19 protein-coding genes and 1 pseudogene are annotated in these 20,754 nt (G+C 57.9%); 6 read left to right on the top strand and 14 right to left on the bottom strand.

The annotated features are described in order from the left end of the window. Positions 1 to 174 precede the first annotated feature (174 nt). Complete coding sequence (locus tag AC2FND_RS15320) at positions 175 to 477, top strand: hypothetical protein (RefSeq protein WP_496770671.1); 303 nt, start codon at positions 175 to 177, stop codon at positions 475 to 477. A gap of 20 nt (positions 478 to 497) precedes the next feature. On the opposite strand, the gene AC2FND_RS15325 is transcribed toward AC2FND_RS15320, so the two are convergent. The 4 genes from AC2FND_RS15325 to AC2FND_RS15340 form a co-directional block, all read right to left on the bottom strand. Next, on the bottom strand, positions 498 to 1,214 hold the full coding sequence (locus AC2FND_RS15325) for an alpha/beta fold hydrolase (RefSeq protein ID WP_496770673.1): 717 nt from the start codon (positions 1,212 to 1,214) through the stop codon (positions 498 to 500). Then, the gene (locus AC2FND_RS15330) at positions 1,211 to 2,752 is read right to left on the bottom strand and encodes an ABC transporter permease (protein WP_496770674.1); all 1,542 of its coding nucleotides are present in this window, start codon (positions 2,750 to 2,752) and stop codon (positions 1,211 to 1,213) included. Before AC2FND_RS15330 ends, AC2FND_RS15325 begins: the two co-directional genes overlap by 4 nt. Next, positions 2,749 to 3,804, bottom strand: coding sequence for a quaternary amine ABC transporter ATP-binding protein (locus AC2FND_RS15335; protein ID WP_496770676.1), 1,056 nt, complete (start codon positions 3,802 to 3,804; stop codon positions 2,749 to 2,751). The genes AC2FND_RS15330 and AC2FND_RS15335 overlap by 4 nt, the downstream gene beginning before the upstream one ends. 66 nt (positions 3,805 to 3,870) lie before the next feature. Beyond that, a complete protein-coding gene (locus tag AC2FND_RS15340; RefSeq protein WP_496770677.1) occupies positions 3,871 to 4,836 on the bottom strand; it encodes an ABC transporter substrate-binding protein in 966 nt (321 codons plus the stop codon). Between the two features lie 270 nt (positions 4,837 to 5,106). Between AC2FND_RS15340 and AC2FND_RS15345 the strand changes: the two genes are divergently transcribed. Both AC2FND_RS15345 and AC2FND_RS15350 read left to right on the top strand, forming a co-directional pair. Then, entirely contained in the window at positions 5,107 to 5,991 is an 885-nt protein-coding gene (locus tag AC2FND_RS15345) for a LysR family transcriptional regulator (protein WP_209598083.1), read from the top strand. Positions 5,992 to 6,295: 304 nt separating this feature from the next. Next, positions 6,296 to 7,072 carry a hypothetical protein gene (locus AC2FND_RS15350; RefSeq protein ID WP_245222554.1) on the top strand — a complete coding sequence of 259 codons (777 nt, stop codon included), beginning with the start codon at positions 6,296 to 6,298 and terminating at the stop codon, positions 7,070 to 7,072. A gap of 74 nt (positions 7,073 to 7,146) precedes the next feature. On the opposite strand, the gene AC2FND_RS15355 is transcribed toward AC2FND_RS15350, so the two are convergent. The 3 genes from AC2FND_RS15355 to AC2FND_RS15365 form a co-directional block, all read right to left on the bottom strand. Then, a complete protein-coding gene (locus AC2FND_RS15355) occupies positions 7,147 to 7,794 on the bottom strand; it encodes a response regulator (protein WP_496770678.1) in 648 nt (215 codons plus the stop codon). Further along, entirely contained in the window at positions 7,791 to 9,194 is a 1,404-nt protein-coding gene (locus AC2FND_RS15360; RefSeq protein ID WP_496770680.1) for a sensor histidine kinase, read from the bottom strand. The genes AC2FND_RS15355 and AC2FND_RS15360 overlap by 4 nt, the downstream gene beginning before the upstream one ends. A gap of 151 nt (positions 9,195 to 9,345) precedes the next feature. After that, positions 9,346 to 10,308, bottom strand: coding sequence for a zinc ABC transporter substrate-binding protein (locus AC2FND_RS15365; protein WP_209598080.1), 963 nt, complete (start codon positions 10,306 to 10,308; stop codon positions 9,346 to 9,348). Positions 10,309 to 10,365: 57 nt separating this feature from the next. Here AC2FND_RS15365 and AC2FND_RS15370 point away from each other — a divergent pair, with 57 nt between their 5' ends. From AC2FND_RS15370 to AC2FND_RS15380, 3 genes are read left to right on the top strand one after another with little or no spacing between them, the layout of a single operon-like run. Beyond that, complete coding sequence (locus AC2FND_RS15370) at positions 10,366 to 10,878, top strand: Fur family transcriptional regulator (protein WP_209504839.1); 513 nt, start codon at positions 10,366 to 10,368, stop codon at positions 10,876 to 10,878. A gap of 2 nt (positions 10,879 to 10,880) precedes the next feature. Then, on the top strand, positions 10,881 to 11,627 hold the full coding sequence (locus AC2FND_RS15375) for a metal ABC transporter ATP-binding protein (RefSeq protein ID WP_496770682.1): 747 nt from the start codon (positions 10,881 to 10,883) through the stop codon (positions 11,625 to 11,627). Further along, positions 11,627 to 12,424, top strand: a complete 798-nt coding sequence (locus AC2FND_RS15380; protein WP_496770684.1) for a metal ABC transporter permease — start codon at positions 11,627 to 11,629, stop codon at positions 12,422 to 12,424. Before AC2FND_RS15375 ends, AC2FND_RS15380 begins: the two co-directional genes overlap by 1 nt. A 119-nt stretch (positions 12,425 to 12,543) precedes the next feature. Here AC2FND_RS15380 and AC2FND_RS15385 read toward each other — a convergent pair whose 3' ends face one another. The 7 genes and pseudogenes from AC2FND_RS15385 to AC2FND_RS15415 form a co-directional block, all read right to left on the bottom strand. Then, positions 12,544 to 13,617: a BMP family ABC transporter substrate-binding protein gene (locus tag AC2FND_RS15385; protein ID WP_496770686.1), complete on the bottom strand. Its 1,074-nt coding sequence runs from the start codon at positions 13,615 to 13,617 to the stop codon at positions 12,544 to 12,546. A 32-nt stretch (positions 13,618 to 13,649) separates the two neighbouring features. After that, positions 13,650 to 14,570 carry an ABC transporter permease gene (locus AC2FND_RS15390; RefSeq protein ID WP_209598075.1) on the bottom strand — a complete coding sequence of 307 codons (921 nt, stop codon included), beginning with the start codon at positions 14,568 to 14,570 and terminating at the stop codon, positions 13,650 to 13,652. A gap of 2 nt (positions 14,571 to 14,572) precedes the next feature. Then, a complete protein-coding gene (locus tag AC2FND_RS15395) occupies positions 14,573 to 15,655 on the bottom strand; it encodes an ABC transporter permease (RefSeq protein WP_496770687.1) in 1,083 nt (360 codons plus the stop codon). Positions 15,656 to 15,718: 63 nt separating this feature from the next. Then, positions 15,719 to 17,236 carry an ABC transporter ATP-binding protein gene (locus AC2FND_RS15400; RefSeq protein ID WP_496770688.1) on the bottom strand — a complete coding sequence of 506 codons (1,518 nt, stop codon included), beginning with the start codon at positions 17,234 to 17,236 and terminating at the stop codon, positions 15,719 to 15,721. Then, a complete protein-coding gene (gene xdhC, locus AC2FND_RS15405) occupies positions 17,233 to 18,168 on the bottom strand; it encodes a xanthine dehydrogenase accessory protein XdhC (protein WP_496770689.1) in 936 nt (311 codons plus the stop codon). The genes AC2FND_RS15400 and xdhC overlap by 4 nt, the downstream gene beginning before the upstream one ends. Then, a complete protein-coding gene (gene xdhB / locus AC2FND_RS15410; protein ID WP_496770690.1) occupies positions 18,168 to 20,570 on the bottom strand; it encodes a xanthine dehydrogenase molybdopterin binding subunit in 2,403 nt (800 codons plus the stop codon). The genes xdhC and xdhB overlap by 1 nt, the downstream gene beginning before the upstream one ends. After that, positions 20,567 to 20,754 (bottom strand): annotated as a pseudogene (locus AC2FND_RS15415) (xanthine dehydrogenase small subunit); the annotation flags it as partial. The gene xdhB and the pseudogene AC2FND_RS15415, both read right to left, overlap by 4 nt.

Consider the following 20,754-nt stretch of genomic DNA (forward strand, 5'->3'; position numbering starts at 1 on the left):
TTCTGACCCTTCTTGCCCGCCATAGAGCGCCCCATGATGTCCACTATCGATAGTGGACATCTTTAACACTCTCTCCCGAACGCCGTCAGAGCGGGGAAGCCGGACGGATACGAACCGCCTCAGGGCGGTGTTTCTATTTGCGCCAATACCGCCGGAAATACTCTGGAAGCAGATGTGGCGAAGTCGATGTGTAGCAATCCAGCACAAACTATTTACACAAGTCCACGCAAGAAGTCCCGATGGGCCCAAAAGCTGCCGATGATCACACTTCAGTCTTTCGGTTGTAGCCCTTGGGCGGCGAGTTTACTGCCGAAAGCTGAACGCGGCTTCAACTATGTCATTGAGGCACTGATTGTTTTGGTAGCTGGGTTGGCGCTTCTTTGGCAGTTCGCAGCAAATAATGTAGAGCGAAATGCGCATCATCTGCCGGGGAATGTAACAACAGGAAACGAGGGTGACTTGCTCAGCGCGGGTTAGGACCAAACATTGGGGGCAGCTCAAACAAGAAAATCACTCAGCACCTTGTTGAATAGCTCGGCTTTTTCCAGATGCGTCGCATGTGCAGATTCTGGAATCACCGCAAGATTTGCGTTTGGAATAGACTGCCACAACTTTTCTGTTTGGCTCCAGGGGTAGGTACGATCACGATCCCCCCAGATAACCAGCGTTTTGGTTGTGATATCGGGCAGGAGTTCGGTGCCGCTCCAGCAATGCATGGCATCCAAACCTGTAAGTATGGCTTGCAAGCTGCTCAACTCGGCGATTGAAGCACATTCTTCGTAAGCTTCGGCTTTTTCCCGCTCAAGGAACCAGGTTGCTGCAATTCGCCGACCGGTCGCTTGCGGGCCGTCAATGCAAGCCCGTCGCTTTGTGGTGTCAATCGTTTCGAACCGCCCTGGCAAAACACCTACGGACCCTGTGCCATAAAGCACCAAGTGGTCAATCCGCTCGGGTGCGCGAGCAATCATTTCCTGTACGACCATCCCGCCCATCGAGTGGCCAACCAGGTGAAATTTCTCAATGCTACGCGTCTTCAGCTCATTCAGGGCCCATTCAGCAAAATCTGAAATGCTGCCGAGAGCTTCGAGCTGTGCATTTTCGCCAAAACCCGGCAAGTCAAGCGTGATGATCTTGTGGCCTGCCATTGCCTCAACCTGCCCCTGCCACTGCCGACTGCCGCCCAAAAATCCATGGACAAATACAATGGGTGTCATTTCCGACCGCCCTGCACAATCCGATCCAGGATCATGGCGCAGAACAGGATTGAGAACCCGGCAAGGATACCCTGGCCGACGTTTGCGTATTGCAACGCTTCCAGAACGTCCTCACCCAGCCCTTTGGCTCCGATCAGCGAGGCGACGACAACCATCGCCAGCGACAGCATGATGGTCTGGTTGATCCCGGCCCGGATCGATGGGCTTGCCAGTGGCAGGTCTACCTTGGTCAGCAAATACCACTTATTGGCGCCGAAACTGATCGCTGCTTCTCGAACGCTTTCGGGTACGCCACGCAAGCCCAGCACAGTCAGGCGCACCACGGGTGTGCCACCAAAGATCATGGTGACCACGACGGCTGCGGGTTTGCCGACACCGAAGAACGCGATTACCGGCACCATGAAAACAAAGGCTGGCATGGTTTGCATGAAATCCATGATAGGCTGGATAAAAGCATAGAACCTTGGGCGACGCGCAGCGAACATGCCCAGTGGAATCCCGATGACGATCGACAAACAGGCCGCCGTCCCCAATAATGCCAGTGTGGTCATGGCGCCTTCCCAAAACCCCAATAGGCCCATATAGGCCAGAAACGCCCCGGAATAGATCGCCGTGCTGATTCCCGCAGTCAGCCAGGTCAGCAGAATGATCAGGCTTGCGATCACGATCCATGGTGTTTGCACCAAAATAACTTCAAGCGCGTCCAGCAGCGTTCGTATGCCGAAGGTCAGCCCGTCAAAGAAGGCCACACTGTTGCGCACGCACCAGGCGATAAAGTTTTCGACCCATGTGATACTGGTCAGCCGGATGTTCGGATCTGTCGGAAATTGGCTGAGGATCGAAAATCGGCCCGGGAAACTGTAGTGCATCATCGCCGCCGCGACGATCAAAACCATGAAGATCGCACTGAATACGATCTGAGACACTGGCATGGCGGACCGAATGGAACGGTCTGACAACCATTCCGAGAAGCGAGCCTCAAGCGCCCAATTCGCCACCTGCGACTGAATAAGCTTGACGATAATCAGAATGGTCAGACCGGTCAGAACGATGTAAGGCCCTTCGGCGGCCATTGCTTCGGCTTCGGCCCGGATGCCGCCGATGTTTTCCTCAAGCGAGTCTACAGTACGTTGATAGACATCAATCTTGTCCGAGTTGTTTTCGATGGCTGCGGCCAGCTGTTGACGCCGCAGTTCAAGCGTTCCTTCAATCGAAGCGATACGTTCCATTGCGTCGGCGGCCAGGTCACCGAACAACCCTCGGGCAATCTGCACATAGGCTATCGTTTCAAGGATCAGAAATGGCAACGCCCATGCCCACAGGCCCCGCGCACCGAACCAGACCGGGCCAAATAATCCGGCCATGAAGTTGAAGGTTGGCGTAAAACGGGATGACGCCCCGATCTTGTCGAAGTTTTGTATGTAGTAGTCCGGGCTGGTGCGAACGAATGTCCGAATGTTTTCTCGCCGCTCTTCGGCATAGGCCAGGGCCGCTTCGCTTTCGGTGTCTTCCAGCGGATTCACATCTGAGGTGCTCATGACACTTCGGTCCCTTCGATCACGGTGCGCAGCAGGTCGGCACGGGTTATGACGCCAACATCCACGCCGCCGTCCTCGACCAGGATTGCACTGCTGTTGTCGATTGCCAGATTTATCAGGGTGCTGAGATTTTCGCTCTCATTCACCCGTGGGGCGTCAGCCGACAGAGGCCCGTCAGCCGCGACGTGTTCAGGTATCGGTCGCATAACCGCATGGGCACGCACCACTTTAAGCCGTGAAATACCGGCGACAAAATCGGCCACATAGTCATCTGCAGGGTTCATGACGATGTCTTCGGCCGTTCCGATTTGTACCACCTTGCCGTCGCGCATGATCGCGATCCGATTGCCAATGCGAACAGCTTCATCCAGATCGTGGGTGATGAAAATGGTGGTCTTTTTAAGGATCTTGCTGAGCCGGATGAATTCATCCTGCAATTGTCGCCGGATCAAAGGATCGAGTGCCGAAAATGGTTCATCCATCAAAAGCACATCCGGGTTGGCTGCCAGTGCCCGAGCCAAGCCTACACGTTGCTGCATACCACCTGACAGCTCGTGCGCGAATTTCGATCCCCAAGCGCCAAGCTCTACGATGTCGAGAATGGCCGCGGCCTGGCGCATGCGTTCATTCTTGCTGACTTGGCGAATTTCCAACGGCATTGCCACGTTATCCAGTACCGACCTGTGCGGCATTAGCGCAAAGTTCTGAAATACCATACCTATCTTGCTGTTTCGAAACTGCTGAAGCTCCTTTGGCCCTAAAGCCATGACATCGGTACCTTCGATTTCGATCTTGCCAGCGGTCGGTTCCAGCAGCCGGTTGAAGTGGCGAACCAATGTGGATTTCCCACTGCCGGACAGGCCCATGATGCAGAAAATCTCGCCCCGATTGACCGACAGGCTGACATCAGCGACGCCGACGACGCAATTGTATTCTGCCAGCACTTGCGCCTTGTTCAGCCCGCGGTCGCGGATCGCTTGCAGCGCCACTTCCGGCCTGCTCCCGAATATCTTCCAGACATTCGAGATTTCAATAACGGTATTGTCACTCATGGGTCCCCCAGAGGTCTGCACTTGGGTGGCGCCACCACCTGCCGCCACCCTGTTTCCTGCGTGAGATCAGAGGCCCAGCCACGCGTCGACGCGATCCGGGTTTGCTTCGACCCATTCGCGGGCAACTTCTGCCGGATCACGGCCCTTGCCGCTGATTTCATAGGCAAACCCGCTGACATCATCCGCTGTCAACGCGAAATTAGCAAAGAAGTCGGCAATAGCTGGCGAACGTTCTGGCAGGGAATTGGACCATGCGATTTGCACGTTCTTGAGAGCGTCCTTTGTCGCGACCGTGGATTTGTTGTACCAATCCGGATCGTCGGAAGGCTGGATCATCACGTATTTTGCAGGATCGAATGTCGGCTCGGTCAACATCTGCACGTCGAACATGTACCAAACCGCGTGCGGCTTGTAGCAGTAAAAGGCGTACCCTTCACCCTTGGCGATGCTGTCCTTGATCCGCGCGGTTTTCACGCTTTCCTCGGCACGGATCGGTTCGATGAAATCAAGCAGGCCATAATCTCTTGTCTTGACCTCGTTTACATTGGCCGAGGCCCAACCCGGTGCGCCAATCCACATCTCACCTTTGCCATTGCCGTCACTGTCCATCAGGGCGGCCACATCCGGGCGACCCAGGTCGGCGATGTCGGTGATGTTGTTGGCTTCACCAAAATCCTTGCTGACGCAGAACCCCTGATTGCCCTCATAGGGATTTGAAGACAGGGTTACAGTGCCCGCCTCGTCAACGTATTTTTTGGTAAAGCTTTCCTGATTGGGCAGCCATACGTCGGGATGTACGTCGATATCGCCCTTGCCCTGATCCATCGCCTGAAAGATCGTGGCGTTGTTGCCAGGCACATATTCCACTTTGCCACCGATGCGCATTTCCACGACCGCGCCCAGCAGATGAGCAATGGCTTGGGCGCCGGTCCATGACGGCACACCGATTTTTACCTCTTCAGCCGCGAAAGCGGGCATCGCGAAGATGCCGACCGCAGCCGCCAGGCTTATTGTGTTCAACTTGGTTCTCATCGTCTTCTCCTCTGTTGATATGCGCCGTGTTTTTGGCGTCGTATTTTCTGTCGTTCCACTTTCCCATCGCGCAATAGGGTCGTGCCAACTTGTCTTTGGCCGCAACTTCGGGCGGAAGGCTTACAATAAGTCCTGCCGCCGGACCCTGTTCAGAAGTCTAGATCAAGAGCTTTTCTCAGAGCCAATTCGAACATTTCATCAAACTATTCGTATTCTGCATAATTTGAATTATGCTTGGAGAATACGTTCATTAACACGCAGGAACACCCGTTGGATCTGAATTGGTTACGTGACTTTGAATGCCTTGCCCGGACCCTGAACTTCACGCGCGCTTCTGATGAGCGAAACATTACGCAATCCGCATTTAGCCGCAGAATCAAAGCGTTGGAGAGCTGGGTCGGGTTGCCTCTGGTCAATCGGGCCACGTATCCTGTACAGCTGACGGAAGCGGGTAAGCAGTTTTTACCCGTTGCCCTGACAGCGATCTCACAACTGTCAGAAACACGCCAGTCCTTGCGGGATGCGGACCGGGGCGATAGCCGGTTCATCCGATTTTCGGTGCTTCACACCATTGCGGTTAATTTTTTGGCAACCCGAATAGAAGAGTTGCAGAAGCAGATCCCAGATTTGCGCACTCGCGTCCTGTCTGATTCCTTAAGCACCTGTTGTGACCTTTTGGTCGAAGGCGTGGTGGATATCCTGCTGTGCTACAATCACCACTCAGTGTCACCCATGATCAATGAAGCTGCATTCGAGCGTAAGGACCTGTTGAAGGACCGGCTGGTACCAGTGGCGGCCGTTGAACCGGTGCGCGCCTTGGGATGGGATCTCGGCAGACAGGATGGCCCGCCTATCCCTTACCTGTCCTATGACCGATCATCGTTTTTGGGCATGGTCGTCGAAAATACTGTTGATCGGAAACCCCAGAATACCGAGACCATCTATGTCGATAGTCTGGTGGAAACGATCAAACGGCGACTGATGACGGGCAGCGGTTTTGCCTGGATGCCCGAGACAGCTATTTCTTCGGAACTGGATCAGGGGTTGCTGGTCCCAATTGGTGATGAGGCATGGTGCGCCACATTGACGATTTCAGCCTTTTCCAATCCCGCGGCCTTTGACCAGACCGCACGACAGCTATGGGAACTGTTGTGACGGTGTTGGTCGTCACCTTCGAGGCGATTTGAAGTATTTCGCGCGCCTGCAACGCTATTCGCAAGGATGCGCGCGCCGCGTCACGGGCCAGACAAACTTGCCCACACTGCGACGAAGGGCGCATCGCAGGGCAAGCCAGGTTCAGGATTATTTGTCCCGTTTGCCTGAAAGAATTTCAGAGTTCTTCTTCGACCCGGACATTCGGCCGGAAAATCATCAGACCTAAGCCCGATGTAGCGCAGCAAGGCCCGGGATATTCTGACCCCAATACAGGAAAACGCCTCGAACAGGATTGGAGACGAAAATGAAGATCCAGAAAAGAACCGGTCAGCTTCTAAGCACTGCAGCGCTTGCCTCGCTGATTGTGATGACACCTTATGTGCCGACCTTCGACGCAGAGGGCCATCTGCGCTTGGAACCCGCTTACGCGTTTGCAAAAAGTGGGAAGGGGAGTGATGGTGACGGCGGGGATGATGATCGTGACGGCAACTCCGGGTCAGGCAGTGGCGGTGATCGTGATGATGACCGGGATGACAGTTCGGGATCGGGCAAAGGTGGTCGCGACAGCGATGATGACGACGATGATGACGATGATGATGACGGCTCGTCACGCTCAGGCCGAGGCAGCGGCAGCGGTAAGACGGACCGCTCTCAGTCTGGAGGGCGACCATCTGGTTCAGCCGGAATAACAAAGGTCGAAACAAGCGCGAGCGGCATTGAAGTACGCTATGCCGACGGTACCAAGGAAGAGATCGAAAACGGTCGATACGAAAGAAAGAATGCGCAGAACCGAACCGTCGAGGAACGACCTGCAACCGGTGCCGACGTTTCGCGCCTTCGGTCGATGGCAAACGGCATCTCAATCGATAGCGTGCGTTCGCAAGGGCAGAGCGGTGGCGCCGGCAGTCGTCCTGCAAAAATCGAGATTCAGGGTAACAATATCGAAGTCAGCTACACGAACGGCTGGAAAGAAGAGATTGAGGGCGGGCGTTACGAGTTGAAAGACCCGTTCAACCGGACCGTTGTTGAAAGAAACGCAACTGCAGCGGACCGCCAAAGGCTTCAGTCGGTCGCCAACTGAGCAACGAACTTTGACGAATGTGCGGGGCGGTTTCTTTTCTTGAGAGACCGCCCCGGTCATTGAGCGCCTGACCCTTAGTCGTTCTTGTTCCAGGCCTCATGCGCGATAAGAGCGGCCTCTACCCGGTTTCGCGCATGAAGCTTGGACAGGATCGCCGTCATGTAATGCTTAACGGTTTTCTCTTGTATTCCCAACTCATCGGCTATTTCCCGATTGCTTAGCCCTTTGGCGACGCGCCGAAGAATCTCCTCTTCGCGATGGGTAAGATCATCTGTGGCGTCAGCTTCTTGCTGCGACCCGTTTCTGCGATTGATCTGAAGCAGCATACGCGAAGCAAGACCCGGCGAGACGAACCCTTCGCCCGAGGCGATACTGCGCAGCGAAGCTGTCAATTCGCGTGCTGTCACGCCCTTGACGATATAGCCAATGGCACCCGCCTCCAAAGCGTCTGCGACGTCACTGCTGTTTTCAGAGACCGTCAATATCGCGATGAAAGGCGGGTTCGCCATTTCAGCAATTCTGCGGGTCGCGCTTATGCCGCCACCGGGCATCGACAGATCGAGGATGACGATGTCAGGTTGATGGGTTCGGACAAGGGAAACGGCCTCATCCGCGTTTGATCCGGCGGCAAGAACCTTGAAGCCGTCGGCCTCCTCCAAAGTGCGGTGCAAACCGTCCCTGAAAATCGGGTGATCATCTGCGATAACGACTGAAGTTGTCATGATGCACTCATCTTTCTGGGAAGCAACGTCATAGCAACAGTGGTGCCCTTGCCTGGGGTTGACGTCACCTCGAACCGACCGCCAATGCTTTCGACCCGGTCACGCAAGCCGACAAGGCCCTGGCCCCCGTCCTCACGCAGAACCGTCTCGCCGGAGGGGGCGAACCCGGGGCCGTCGTCGCTGACCTGAACGGTAATGCGATCATCTTGTACGTCGCAGGTGGCAGTGCACTGGGACGCGGGCGCATATCTTGCGGCATTGGAAAGCGTTTCTTGCAGGAACCGGAAAACGCACAACTTGCCCGAGATTGACAAATTTGGCGACGGATTGCCCTGAAAGGAAATACCGGGGCGAAAAGGGCTGTGTTCGGAATGGTCCTCGACAGCTCTTTTCACGACATCAACGAGCGCCAGGTTTTCGATGTCCGGCGCGAACAATCCCCGAGAAAGAGCGCGAATTTCTGCCAAAGACTTCTGCAACGACTGTTGAATTTCTTCGGCCTCGGTGGGCATCTCCGGCCTGTCGCCGAATGCGGCCTCCAGTCGAAGGGCGGCAAGTGACAGGTATTGGGCGGGGCCGTCGTGCAGTTCCGCGCCGAGTTTCCTGAGGAACCTGTCTGTTTGCGCGGCATATCTTTCCGATGCATCAATGACGCGCGACCGCAGCATGGCATTCTGCGCGGCCATCTTTTCACTTTCGGCAAGACGGTCGTTCAGAAGGCGTCCTTGCCTTCGAATAGTGTTGTCGCCGATTGCGACAATGGAAAACAGAACAACCGTGCTTGCTGCAAAGGCCGAGCCAACGATCAACCAGCTTGTTCTTCGGGCTCTGGCCATGTCCAGTTCCAGCTGATCGGCCTTTTCATAAAACTCGGCGACAGCGATGATTTTCCCCGACCAGATTTCGCGAATGGGGCTGTAGACTTCCAGCAATGGAATGCCAAGCGCAGCCTCTGCCGCGCTTTCTTCGTCGTCCAGCTCTTCAAATGAGCCCGAGATTTCTCCGTTCCACGCACGTTTCAGGTCATCTGTCGGCTCGAACCGGCGACCGATGATGGCGGGATCCGATGCGTAGGCAATCTCGCCCTCCTGTTTCCAGAACTTGTACGAGGCAATGCGTTCGCGCATCGGCTGGGTCATGAAGATCTCGTCCAGCGCCCGGCTGGCCTGTTCGGACAGTCGATCTCCATGCGCCAGCTCCTGGCTGAGTGGGGACAAAATGCTTTCCATGTACAATGCCGCAGAGTTGGCGGAATTTTGTACAACCGCGTTTTCGATCCGGTTCGATACCCAGTGACCAACAAACACCGTTGCAGTCCCCATGACCGCAACGCTCGCCGCGAGAAAAACGCGCGACAAAGACCAGTTGCCAATTGTCAGGTCAGTAATTTTGGGTCTCATTTCGCAATCGACTATGAACGACAATTGCTTGACGCGCTACAGACCATGGTCTGATGCACTTCTCAAGTGTACCAAACCTGATGCGCAGATCGGGACTTGGCCCTTTTGGGTGCACCCCGGCAGGTTCCCGCGTCCCGATCCCAATCCCGGCTCAACGGGTTTTCAAACACTCCGCCAGGGTTTGCGCCATGTTGCGAATGACTTGCGGGTACAAAGACGGCCCGGGTTCCAGAGCCGAGCCCAGCGGATCGATCACACCGGATTGCGCCGATGTTCCATCCAGCACGGTTTCGACGATGCCCGGATTGAACTGTGGTTCGGACAATACGCAATTGATGCCTTCTGCGTGAATGCGACCTTGAATGGCGGCAATTCGCGCGGGGCTTGGGTCGGACGCGTCGCTCAGGGAAATCGCGCCGGATGCAGGGAAACCGAACGCGACCTCAAAATACTGGTATGCATCATGAAACACGATGAAGCTGCCGCCGCGAACCGGTTCAAGCAACTCTTCCACTTCTGCGGAAAGCACGGTCATTTCTTCGCGCGCCGCTTCGGCATTTGCCACATACGCAGCGGCGTTGTTGGGATCCGCTGACGACAGTTGATCCGCGATCAGGGTCAGCCAGGCTTTGGCATTCGTTGGCGACAGCCAGGCATGTGGGTCATGAGAGTCATGATCATCATGGCCTTCGTGATCGCCATGGTCGTCATGGTCTTCGTGACCCGCATCGTCCGCGTGATCATGCGCCTCAAACAATGCGTCTTCCCGGAACTCAAGAAGCCCCGTACCCTTTGCGTCCAGTAGGGCTGTGGCGGTTGCACCTTGGGCAAGAGTTTCTATCGCACTTTCCAGCCAGGGTGTCAGGTCTTCTCCTACCCAGAACACCAGATCGGCGTTTTGCAACGCGGCTGCCTCGGACGGGCGCAGATTGTATTCATGCGGCGAGGCACCCGGTGCGACGATCAGGGCAGGTGTTCCCACACCCTCCATGACACGGGCCACCAGCGAATGAACCGGGGCAATGTCCGCGGCAACGTTTGGCGCATCTGCGCGGGCCGGTCCACCCAGCAGTGCAACTGTGATAGATAATGGAAGAAGAAGCGTTCTGGACATCGGGCCCTCTGTGTGATTTTATAACATTTCAAGCGGCAATACATGATATGTAATAACATGACAAGTGATGTGCACCCAGTTAATGGCAAAGACGCGGCCCCGGTCGGGTTTCAGGAACATGACCACCAAAGCTGTGTCGCAACGGCTCTGACATCCGCCGAAGTCCGGTGCAAAGCGGAAGGGCTGCGGCTGACACCGGTTCGGCGCAAGGTTCTTGAGATGTTATTGCAGGAACATCGCGCCCTTGGAGCCTATGCAATCCTTGACCGGTTGCGCGACGAAGGGTTCGGGTCCCAGCCTCCGGTCGCTTATCGGGCGCTGGAGTTTCTTGTACAAAACGGATTTGTCCACAAGATCGAGCGGCTGAACGCGTTTGTCGCCTGCTCTCATCCCGGCGCTGCACATTCACCTGCTTTCATGATCTGCCGAAAATGCGACGCCGTAGCCGAGGCGCAATCTGCCCCGTCCAAAGGTGTTCTTGGTGCTGCCGCGCGCGCGGCGGGTTTCGAGATCGAGCGAACGGTTGTAGAGGCTGAAGGTCTCTGCCCCGACTGCACCGAAAAGGCATAAAGATGGCGCTGATCACTGTCGAGAAACTCAGCGTCCGCTATGGCGCGCATACCGTACTGCATCATGTGGACATGGTCATTGAGCCGGGTGAAATCGTAACCATCGTTGGCCCGAACGGATCAGGAAAGACCAGCCTGCTGCGCGCCATTATCGGTGCGACACGGCCTTGTGCCGGTCGAGTGTCACTGAAGCCCGGATTGAAAATCGGCTATGTGCCGCAGAAGTTGCATGTCGATCCGACATTGCCGATTTCTGTCGAACGGTTCATGCGTCTGACCGATCCTGTGTCGCGCAGGCAATGTGTCGAGGCGCTTGAATCGGCGGGTGTGCCGGATTTGTTGAAACGCCAGATGTCGCAACTGTCCGGTGGACAGTTCCAGCGGGTGCTGCTGGCTCGGGCTTTGATCAACCGCCCGGATATCTTATTGCTGGACGAGGCGACTCAGGGGTTGGACCAACGGGGGTCGGCCAGCTTTTACCAGCAGATCGAGGCTGTCCGGCGCGAGACCGGATGCGCCATTCTGATGATCAGCCACGAACTGCACGTGGTCATGAGCGCGTCGGACCGGGTGATATGCCTCAATGGGCATGTCTGTTGCGAAGGATCGCCGGCTGTGGTCGCCTCGGCGCCCGAATATCGGGCCTTGTTCGGAACCGGAACTGGCGGTGCGCTTGCCCTTTATCGTCATGAACATGATCACAATCATGATCATGACCATGATGCGAGTACACAGGAAGCGGCGGAATAATGCTGGATGATTTCATGATGCGGGCAACGCTCGCCGGTATTGGCGTGGCGTTTGCCGCGGCCCCCCTTGGGTGTTTTGTCGTATGGCGTCGCATGGCGTATTTCGGCGACGCAACCGCACATGCCGCGATTTTGGGCGTGGCCCTGTCCCTGACGTTTCAGATGTCGATCTTCACGGGCGCCCTGGCTGTCGCTTTGGTCATGGCGCTGACCGTTTCGCTTTTGGCCGGTCGCGGCTATGCGATGGACACGCTGCTGGGGGTCCTGGCGCATTCTGCGTTGGCCTTCGGGCTGGTTGCAGTTTCATTCCTGTCCGGTGTCCGGATTGACCTTATGGCGTATCTGTTTGGGGATATTCTGGCGGTCTCCCGTTCTGATCTGGTCGTGATCTGGGGCGGTGCGGCGCTTGTCGTGGCGCTGATTGTCTGGCGCTGGTCGCAACTTCTGACCGCGACATTGAACGAAGAACTGGCTTACGCCAGCGGATTCGATCCAAGACGAGAGCAACTGATCCTGACCCTGTCTCTTGCCGTGACCGTGGCGGTGGCGATCAAGGTTGTGGGTGTTTTGCTGATCGCCGCAATGCTGATCATTCCGGCGGCAGCGGCGCGTAACCTTGCGCGGTCACCAGAAACGATGGCCTTGATCGCGGCGGGAATAGGCGCGCTTTCAGCCATCACGGGGTTAAAGGCTGCGTATGTTTTCGACACTCCGGCAGGGCCTTCGATCGTCTGCGTTGCCGCGATCGTGTTTGCGTGCCTTAGCCTGATTGGATGGCGAACACAGGACAGGGCTTAAAGGTTCCGTAGGTCTTCGCGGCCGTAGCATCCCGGTCATCCGGTAATGTGACCAAAGCGAAAACGCCACGAAAAAGGCCCGCAAACCTGCGGGCCTTGATGCATTTCTACCCGCGTCGTTTACTGCGGGATATCGCCTTCCAGCCCTTCGACGTAGAAGTTCATGCCGGCCAGCGTACCGTCGTCGGCCACTTCGCCCTCGGCCAGCCAGTCGCTGCCGTCCTGCTTCTTCAGCGGTCCGGTAAAGGCATGATAGCTGCCATCGGCCAGCGCGGCCTTCAGCGCCAGTGCCTCTTCCTTGATGTCCGCCGGAACTGCATCCGAAATCTCACCGATTTCTACCATGCCTGGCCCGATACCGTCCCAGGTGTTGGATGAAGTCCAGGTGCCGTCCATCACAGCTCGCGTGCGCGCAATGTAATAGGGTCCCCAGTTGTCGATGATCGAGGAAACACGCGGTTTGGGGGCGTATTCGCTCATATCCGAAGCCTGACCGAAGGTGATCACATTGCCCGCCTCTTGTGCAGCGGCCTGCGGCGCGGTCGAGTCAGTGTGCTGCAGGATCACGTCGGCGCCCTGTTCGATCAGAACCGAGGCGGCGTCAGCCTCTTTTGCCGGGTCGAACCAGGTATAGGCCCAGACGATCTTGAACTGGACATCCGGGTTTGCCTTCTTGGCGTGGATATAGGCCGAGTTGATACCGCGGATCACCTCGGGGATCGGATAAGACCCGATATAGCCGATGATGTTCGATTCGGTCATTCTACCCGCGATATGCCCCTGAACCGCACGACCTTCGTAGAAACGCGCCGAATAGACCGAGACGTTGTCGGCCATCTTGTAGCCGGTCGCGTGCTCGAACTTCACGTTCGGGAATTTCTTGGCCACATTGATGGTTGGATCCATATAGCCAAATGAGGTGGTAAAGATCAGATCCGCGCCTTCCAGCGCCATCTGGGTCATCACGCGTTCGGCGTCCGGGCCTTCTGGCACCGATTCAACGAATACAGTCTCGACCTTGTCGCCGAACTCTTCTTCGATCGCCAAACGGCCTTTGTTGTGTTCATAGGTCCAGCCACCGTCGCCGACAGGGCCGACATAAACAAAACCGACCTTGGTTTTATCTTGCGCCACTGCACCGGTCGCAAGACCAAGCGCTATTGCGGCAGTTGTCAGAAGTGATTTTAATTTCATGTAGTTACTCCCCAAGTTGGTTCAGTTGGCCCCTAGTGTGAGGCGTGGAAGGTCCGGCCCAGTGAGGCAGGTGCGCTGCTCTTGTCGGCCGAAAGGATCACAAGCACAAGGATCGTGATGAGATAGGGTGACATTGCCAGATACTCGACGGGAATGGCAACGCCCGCTGCCTGCAAATTAAGCTGCAAGACGGTAATGCCGCCGAACAAATATGCACCCAGCAGGACCCGCCATGGTTTCCAGCTGGCAAACACCACCAGTGCCAGCGCGATCCAGCCCACACCCGCGGTCATGCCCTCGGTCCACTGCGGCACACGGATCAGGCTGATGTAAGCCCCACCCAGGCCGGCGCAGGCCCCGCCGAACAGGATCGCCATGATGCGGATCTTGATGACCTTGTAGCCAAGCGCATGGGCGGCATCATGGTTTTCACCAACCGCCCGCAGGATCAACCCGACGCGGGTGTACTTCAGGACGGCCCAGACCACAGCGGTCAGCGCAATGCCCAGATAAAGGATGGGGTCGTGCCGAAACAGGATAGGGCCGATGACCGGAATATCGCTGATCAAAGGGATGTGGATATCGCCCATGCTGGGGGGTTTCACGCCCACATAGCTTTGCCCCATCAAGGCGCTGAACCCCAGTCCAAACAGGGTCAGCGCAAGGCCGCTGGCAACCTGGTTGGCCAACGCAAACTGTGTCAGCAGGACGAACAGCAGCGACAGCACGGCCCCGCCAATGGCGGCAGCAACAAAGCCCAGCCAGGGCGAGCCGGTTTCGACCGAGATCGCAAAACCGCTGATCGCGCCAACGATCATCATGCCCTCGACACCAAGGTTCAGAACGCCTGCCTTTTCCACGACAAGCTCTCCGATCGCGGCCAGCAGAAGGGGGGTTGCCGCCACCATAAGCGAGGCAACCAGAAGAACGGGATTGATTTGACCAAGGTCCATGATCACGCCACCTCGCTACGCGCCGCACGGATGCGGAAGTTTGTCAGAAGATCGAAGGCCAGCAGGAAAAACAGCAGCATTCCCTGAAACACCTGAATGGCTGCGGCAGGCAGCCCCAGCTGCGATTGTGCGATTTCGCCGCCAATATAGGTCAGCGCCATCAGGCCCCCGGCCAACAGGATACCCACCGGATGCAGGCGGCCCAGAAAGGCGACGATGATCGCGGTAAAGCCATAGCCCACATTGAAATCGATGCTGATCTGACCGGACGGGCCGGACACCTCGAACATCCCGGCCAGCCCGGCCAAGGCGCCCGATATCCCAAGGCAGAACAGGATCAGGCGCGCCGGGTTCACACCTGCAAACTTTGCGGCGCGGGGGGCCTCACCCGTCAGACGGATATGGAAGCCCAGCATGTGACGGTTCAGCAATACATAGGCAAAGATCACCGCGATGAAGGCCGCGACAACACCCCAATGCATCCCGGAACCGGCAATCAGCTCGGCATTATGCGCGCTTTCATAGGATTGCAGGTTGCGCGATCCGGGAAAGCCGAACCCTTCGGGGTTCTTTAGAAGACCCAGCGAGACCGAGGCCAGCATCTGCTCGGCCACGTAGACCAGCATTAGCGACACAAGGATTTCGTTGGTGCCGAAACGCACCTTCAGCAAGGCCGGGATCGTTGCCCACAGCCACCCGCCAAATGCGCCTGCGATCACCATGATCGGGAAGATGTACCACGCGTCAAGCGGATAGAAGGCCAGACCTGCGCCCGCGCCAAAAATAGCGCCCATGATGTATTGCCCTTCGGCCCCGATATTCCAGATGCCGGCCCGAAAACCCAGCGACAATCCGATTGCGATCAACACAAGGGGCGCGCCTTTGACCAGCAATTGAGGGCGGTAATAAAACGCGAACTCGCCAAACAACGGCTCCCAGAAGATGGTGCCGATGGCTTGGACCGGGTTTTTCCCCAAGATGGCAAACAGCAACCCGCCAAACACCATTGTCGCCAGCACCGCCACAAGGGGGGTCGCGTAAGACCAGGCCCTGGACGGCTGTGGCCGTTTCTCCAACACTATCATCTGCTCATCCCCCCAGATGTTTCATCTTTTCGCAAATACTCTCGCCGAAGGCGGCCTAGCAGATCACACATGTGCCACCTCCATGCCATGGGCGCCGCCCATCATCAGGCCAATCTCATCCACAGTCAGGCCGGTGGTTGGGCGCGGCGCGCTCAGTCGACCTTCGTTCAAGGCCGCAAAACTGTCCGAGATTTCCATCAGCTCATCCAGATCCTGCGAGATGCAGACCACCGCCGTGCCTTTCGCCGCAAGATCAAGTATGGCTTGCCGGATCGACGCGGCTGCCGCGGCATCCACCCCCCAGGTTGGCTGGTTTACCACCAACACATCAGGGTTTTGCAGCACTTCGCGTCCAATCACGAATTTCTGCAGATTGCCGCCGGACAAGGACCGCGCTGCGTTTTCGGGTCCGGGCGTACGAACGTCGAAGGCTTCGATGATCTTTTCGGCAAAACTCCGGGTTTCGGTCCATTTCAAGAAGCCGTTTTTCTCAAGCCCTTCCCGCACCGATCCGGTCAGCAAAGCGTTTTCGGTCAGGCTCATGTCGGGTGCCGCCGCGTGGCCGAGCCGTTCCTCGGGCGCGGTCAGAACGCCCAGCTTACGGCGCGCCGTCGGGCCGAGCTTGCCGATTGCCTGACCCTTGAACTTGATTGCATCCGCCGATGTCGGGATTTCCCCGGACAACACGCCCAGCAACTCATCCTGCCCGTTTCCGGCAACACCGCCGATGCCCAGAACCTCGCCCTTGCGGACCGTCATGTGCACATTGCGCAATGCGGTGCCGAATTCCGACGGCGAGGGGACTGACAGCCCGCTGACATCCAGCGCGACCTCGCCCAGTTCCCGGCCCGAGCGTTCGGGGGTCTGCAAGGTTGACCCGACCATCATCTCGGCCATGTCACGCGCCGAGGTTTCGGCGGGGACACATTCGCCCACGTTCTTGCCCAGCCGCAGGATCGTGGCATGGTCGCACAGCGTTCGGATCTCCTCCAGTTTATGCGAGATATACAGGATCGAGGTTCCCTCGGAGCGCAGCTTGTTCAGCGTTTCAAACAGGATATCGACCTCTTGCGGGGTCAGAACCGAGGTCGGTTCGTCCATGATCAGCAGCTTGGGGTCTTGCAACAGGCAACGGATGATTTCGACCCGCTGGCGTTCGCCTGCGGACAGGTCGCCAACCGTGCGGAACGGGTCCAGCGGCAGGCCATAGGTTTCCGACACTTCGCGAATGCGCGATGCCAGATCCCCCATCGGGGGCGGATTCTCCATCCCCAGGGCGATATTCTCGGCCACGTTCAGCGCGTCAAACAGCGAAAAATGCTGGAACACCATCGCGATCCCATCTGCACGGGCCACGCGCGGTTCGGGCGGCGCAAACGGATTGCCTCGCAGCATCATGGTGCCGCTGTCCGGCTTCACAAGCCCATAGATCATTTTTACCAGCGTGGATTTCCCCGCGCCGTTTTCACCCAGCAACGCGTGCACTTCGCCTTCACCGATGTCAAAAGACACCTGATCATTGGCCACAACACCGGGGTAGGCTTTGGTCAGCCCTTGCAAGCTCAAAAGTGGAATGGTCACGCGCTCAGGTCCTTCTTCAATTCGTTTTGCAGGGCCGGGCGCAGCAATTGTGCAGCGACGCCCACGGCGATCATATGTGGATGCTTCCCCATCGACGGGTCACCGATCGGGCAGGTGATCCGGCTTATCCGTTCAGGCGGATGTCCAAGGGCGGCCAGCCGCGACCGGAATCGCGCCCATTTCGTAGCCGAGCCAATCAGCCCCGCAAAGCCAAAATCGTGCAAAAGCAGTCTGTTGCACAGTTCAAAGTCAAGGCTATGCGAGTATGTAAGCACAAGATGTTCAGCGTCACATGGGGCATGGCGGACCAGCTCGGCCGGTTTTGCCGTCGGAACAATTGTCACGCCCGCTGGCACAGCGGCCGGAAAGCGCTGACGGCTGGTATCCACCCAGGTGATCGCAAGATCGGGAAGCGGGGACAGCACATCCACCAGCGCCCGGCCGACATGGCCCGCGCCCCAGATCCACAGATTGCGTGTCGGCTTGTGAATGGGTTCAACCATCCAGCCGTCGTTCAGCTGCGGTTCAGGCGCAATCCCCTGTCCGCGCGCCGTCGCCAGCATTCGCTTGACCGACAGGGGCATCGCGCCATCCTTGGTCGGGCGCGCGATGACCGCATCGTCCAGATCATTGACGGTCTTTGCGTCGTAGACCTCGCTCAGCAACGACACGGCACCGCCGCAGCATTGCCCCAACTCGGGTCCAAGCGCATGATGCGTCAGGCGGGTTGGCGTGGTTTGCAACCGTGCGGCATGTGCCGCCTGGTATTCCAGTGTTCCGCCGCCGATTGTGCCGCTTTGCCCGCCGTCCCAGACCAGCATGGCGGCACCAACTTCACGTGGAGACGACCCTTTGATCCCGGCGATGACCACCCGGACCACTTTGCCGTGGGTTTTGACCGCCTCCCTCAAAGCCTCAAGGTCAAATCCCATCAGATGCCTCCCTTCATCCTCTGGACGCCGCGCCAGACTTCTTCGGCGGTGGCGGGCGCATTGAGTGCCGGATAAGTATCCCCGCAGGCCGCCACCGCATTCGAAAGCGCCAGCCAGGCTGATATTCCCAGCATGAACGGGGGTTCCCCCACGGCTTTCGAGCGATAGATGGTGTCCTCTCGGTTCTCGCCATCCCAAAGTGCGACGTTGAATATGTCGGGCCGGTCGGAACAGGCCGGGATCTTGTAGGTTGAGGGCGCATGCGTGCGCAGGTTGCCGTTTCCGTCCCAGACCAGTTCCTCGGTCGTCAGCCAGCCCGCACCTTGCACGTAACCGCCTTCGACCTGTCCGACATCCAGCGCCGGGTTCAGCGAAGCGCCCGCGTCATGCAGGATATCTGTGCGCAGAATGCGGTTCTCGCCCGTCAATGTGTCCACAGCCACCTCGGTGACTGAAGCACCATAGGCGAAGTAATAAAACGGGCGACCGCGCCCTGCGATCCGGTCCCATTCGATCTTGGGCGTTTTATAAAAGCCGGTGGCCGACAGGCTTATGCGACCCTGGTAGGCCAGTGCGGCAGCTTCGGCGAACGTGTACCGTTCTTCACCAACCGAAACGTGGCCATCCGTGAAAGTGACCGCAGAGGGGTCGGCCTGATGCCGTTCAGCCAGATAATCGGCCATCCGGTCGCGGATCGTATCGCAGGCCGCTTTCACCGCCATACCGTTCAGATCGCTGCCTGAAGACGCCGCCGTGGCCGAGGTATTGGGCACTTTGGCCGTATCCGTGGCGGTGATCTTGACCATCTCAAGCGGGATGCCGAAACGCGACGCGGCCACTTGCGCGACCTTCTGGAACAGACCCTGACCCATCTCGGTGCCACCATGATTCAGGTGGACCGAACCATCCTGATACACATGCACCAGCGCACCGGCCTGGTTCAGATGGGTCAGCGTAAAGGAAATTCCGAACTTGACCGGAGAAAAGGCGATGCCCTTCTTGATCACGCTGTTTTCGGCATTCCATTTCTCGATGGCCGCTTTGCGCGCGGCATAGTCGCTGGACTTCATCAGCGCTTCGGTCATGCCATGCAGTTCGAAATCGCTGACCTCCATGCCGTAGGGCGTCGTGTTGCCACCAGCGGGCAGGGGGCGGACCGGGGCGGTCCCTGTTTCCACTGCGCCACGGCTGGTCAGGTCTTCGTGCGGGTCGGGATGACCCAGCGGTTTCTCGTGGGGTTGGACTTCGGCAACCTTATGCGCGGGCTCGTAATAGTTGCGGCGGCGCAATTCCACCGGGTCCAGCCCAAGTTCATGCGCGGCGTGGTCCATCACCCGTTCGATGGCAACCATCCCCTGCGGGCCACCAAAACCGCGATAGGCGGTGGCTGACTGCGTGTTGGTCTTCAGCCGGTGGCTTTCAATCCGGGCATTGGGCAGCAGGTAGGCATTGTCAGAATGCAGCATCGCACGGTCGGCGACGGGCAGGGACAGGTCCTGTGCCCAGCCGCAAATCGCGTATTGCAGAAAGGACACGCCCTGAATGTGACCCTGTTCGTCAAATCCCGCGCGATAGGAAATCCGGAAGGCGTGGCGTTTGCCGGTGATGATCATGTCATCATCGCGGTCATAGCGCATCTTGCAGGCTTTGCCGGTCGCCCGCGCCGCCACTGCGCAGGCAACGGCCAGCGCGTTCCCCTGGCTTTCCTTGCCGCCGAACCCGCCACCCATGCGCCGGGTTTCGACGCGGATCGCATGCATGGGCAGGCCCAGAGCGTCCGCCACCTTGTGCTGTATCTCGGTCGGGTGCTGGGTCGAGCTGTGGACAAGCATGTCGCCGCCTTCATTCGGCACGGCAAGCGCAGCCTGACCTTCCAGATAGAAATGCTCCTGACCGCCGATCTCGAACGTTCCGTCGATGACGTGGGCGGCGCTTTCAATCGCGGCGTCCGCATCGCCCTTGGCATAGATGCGGGGCCCGTCTTCAAATCGGCTGTCTGCGGCCAAAGCCTCTTCCACCGTCAGGATCGGTGTTTCCTCGGCATAGTCGATCTTGCCCAGCCGAACCGCCTTGCGGGCGGCCAGATGGCTGGTGGCAACCACAAGGAAAACAGGCTGGCCGATATAGTGAACCGTCCCGTCGGACAGCAAAGGCTCGTCATGGATCGAGGGCGAAACATCGTTGGCAAAGGGCAGGTCCTGTGCCGTCATGACCCTGACGACCCCGGCTGCTGCTTTCACGGCAGACAGGTCCATCGCGGTAATCGTGCCCTTGGCGATCGGGCTCAGGCCAAAGGCCAGATGCAATGTGCCCTTTGGCGTCGGGATGTCGTCCACATATCGGGCGGAACCGGATACGTGCAGCGGTGCCGCGTCGTGGGGAAGGGGTTTGGTTACGCTCATGCCGATACCTCCAGCACGTTGGTCACTTGGCCCTGATCCTCAAGGAAGTACCGTTCCAGCATCGCTTTGGCGGTCTCAAGCCTGTACGTGGCCGAGGCGCGCATATCCGTAAGCGGTGAATAATCGTCGGCAAAAGCGGGCAGAGCGGCGTCAATCGCCTCGCGCGCCCACGGCTTGCCGATCA

Source organism: Ruegeria sp. BHSB056 (assembly GCF_059613305.1).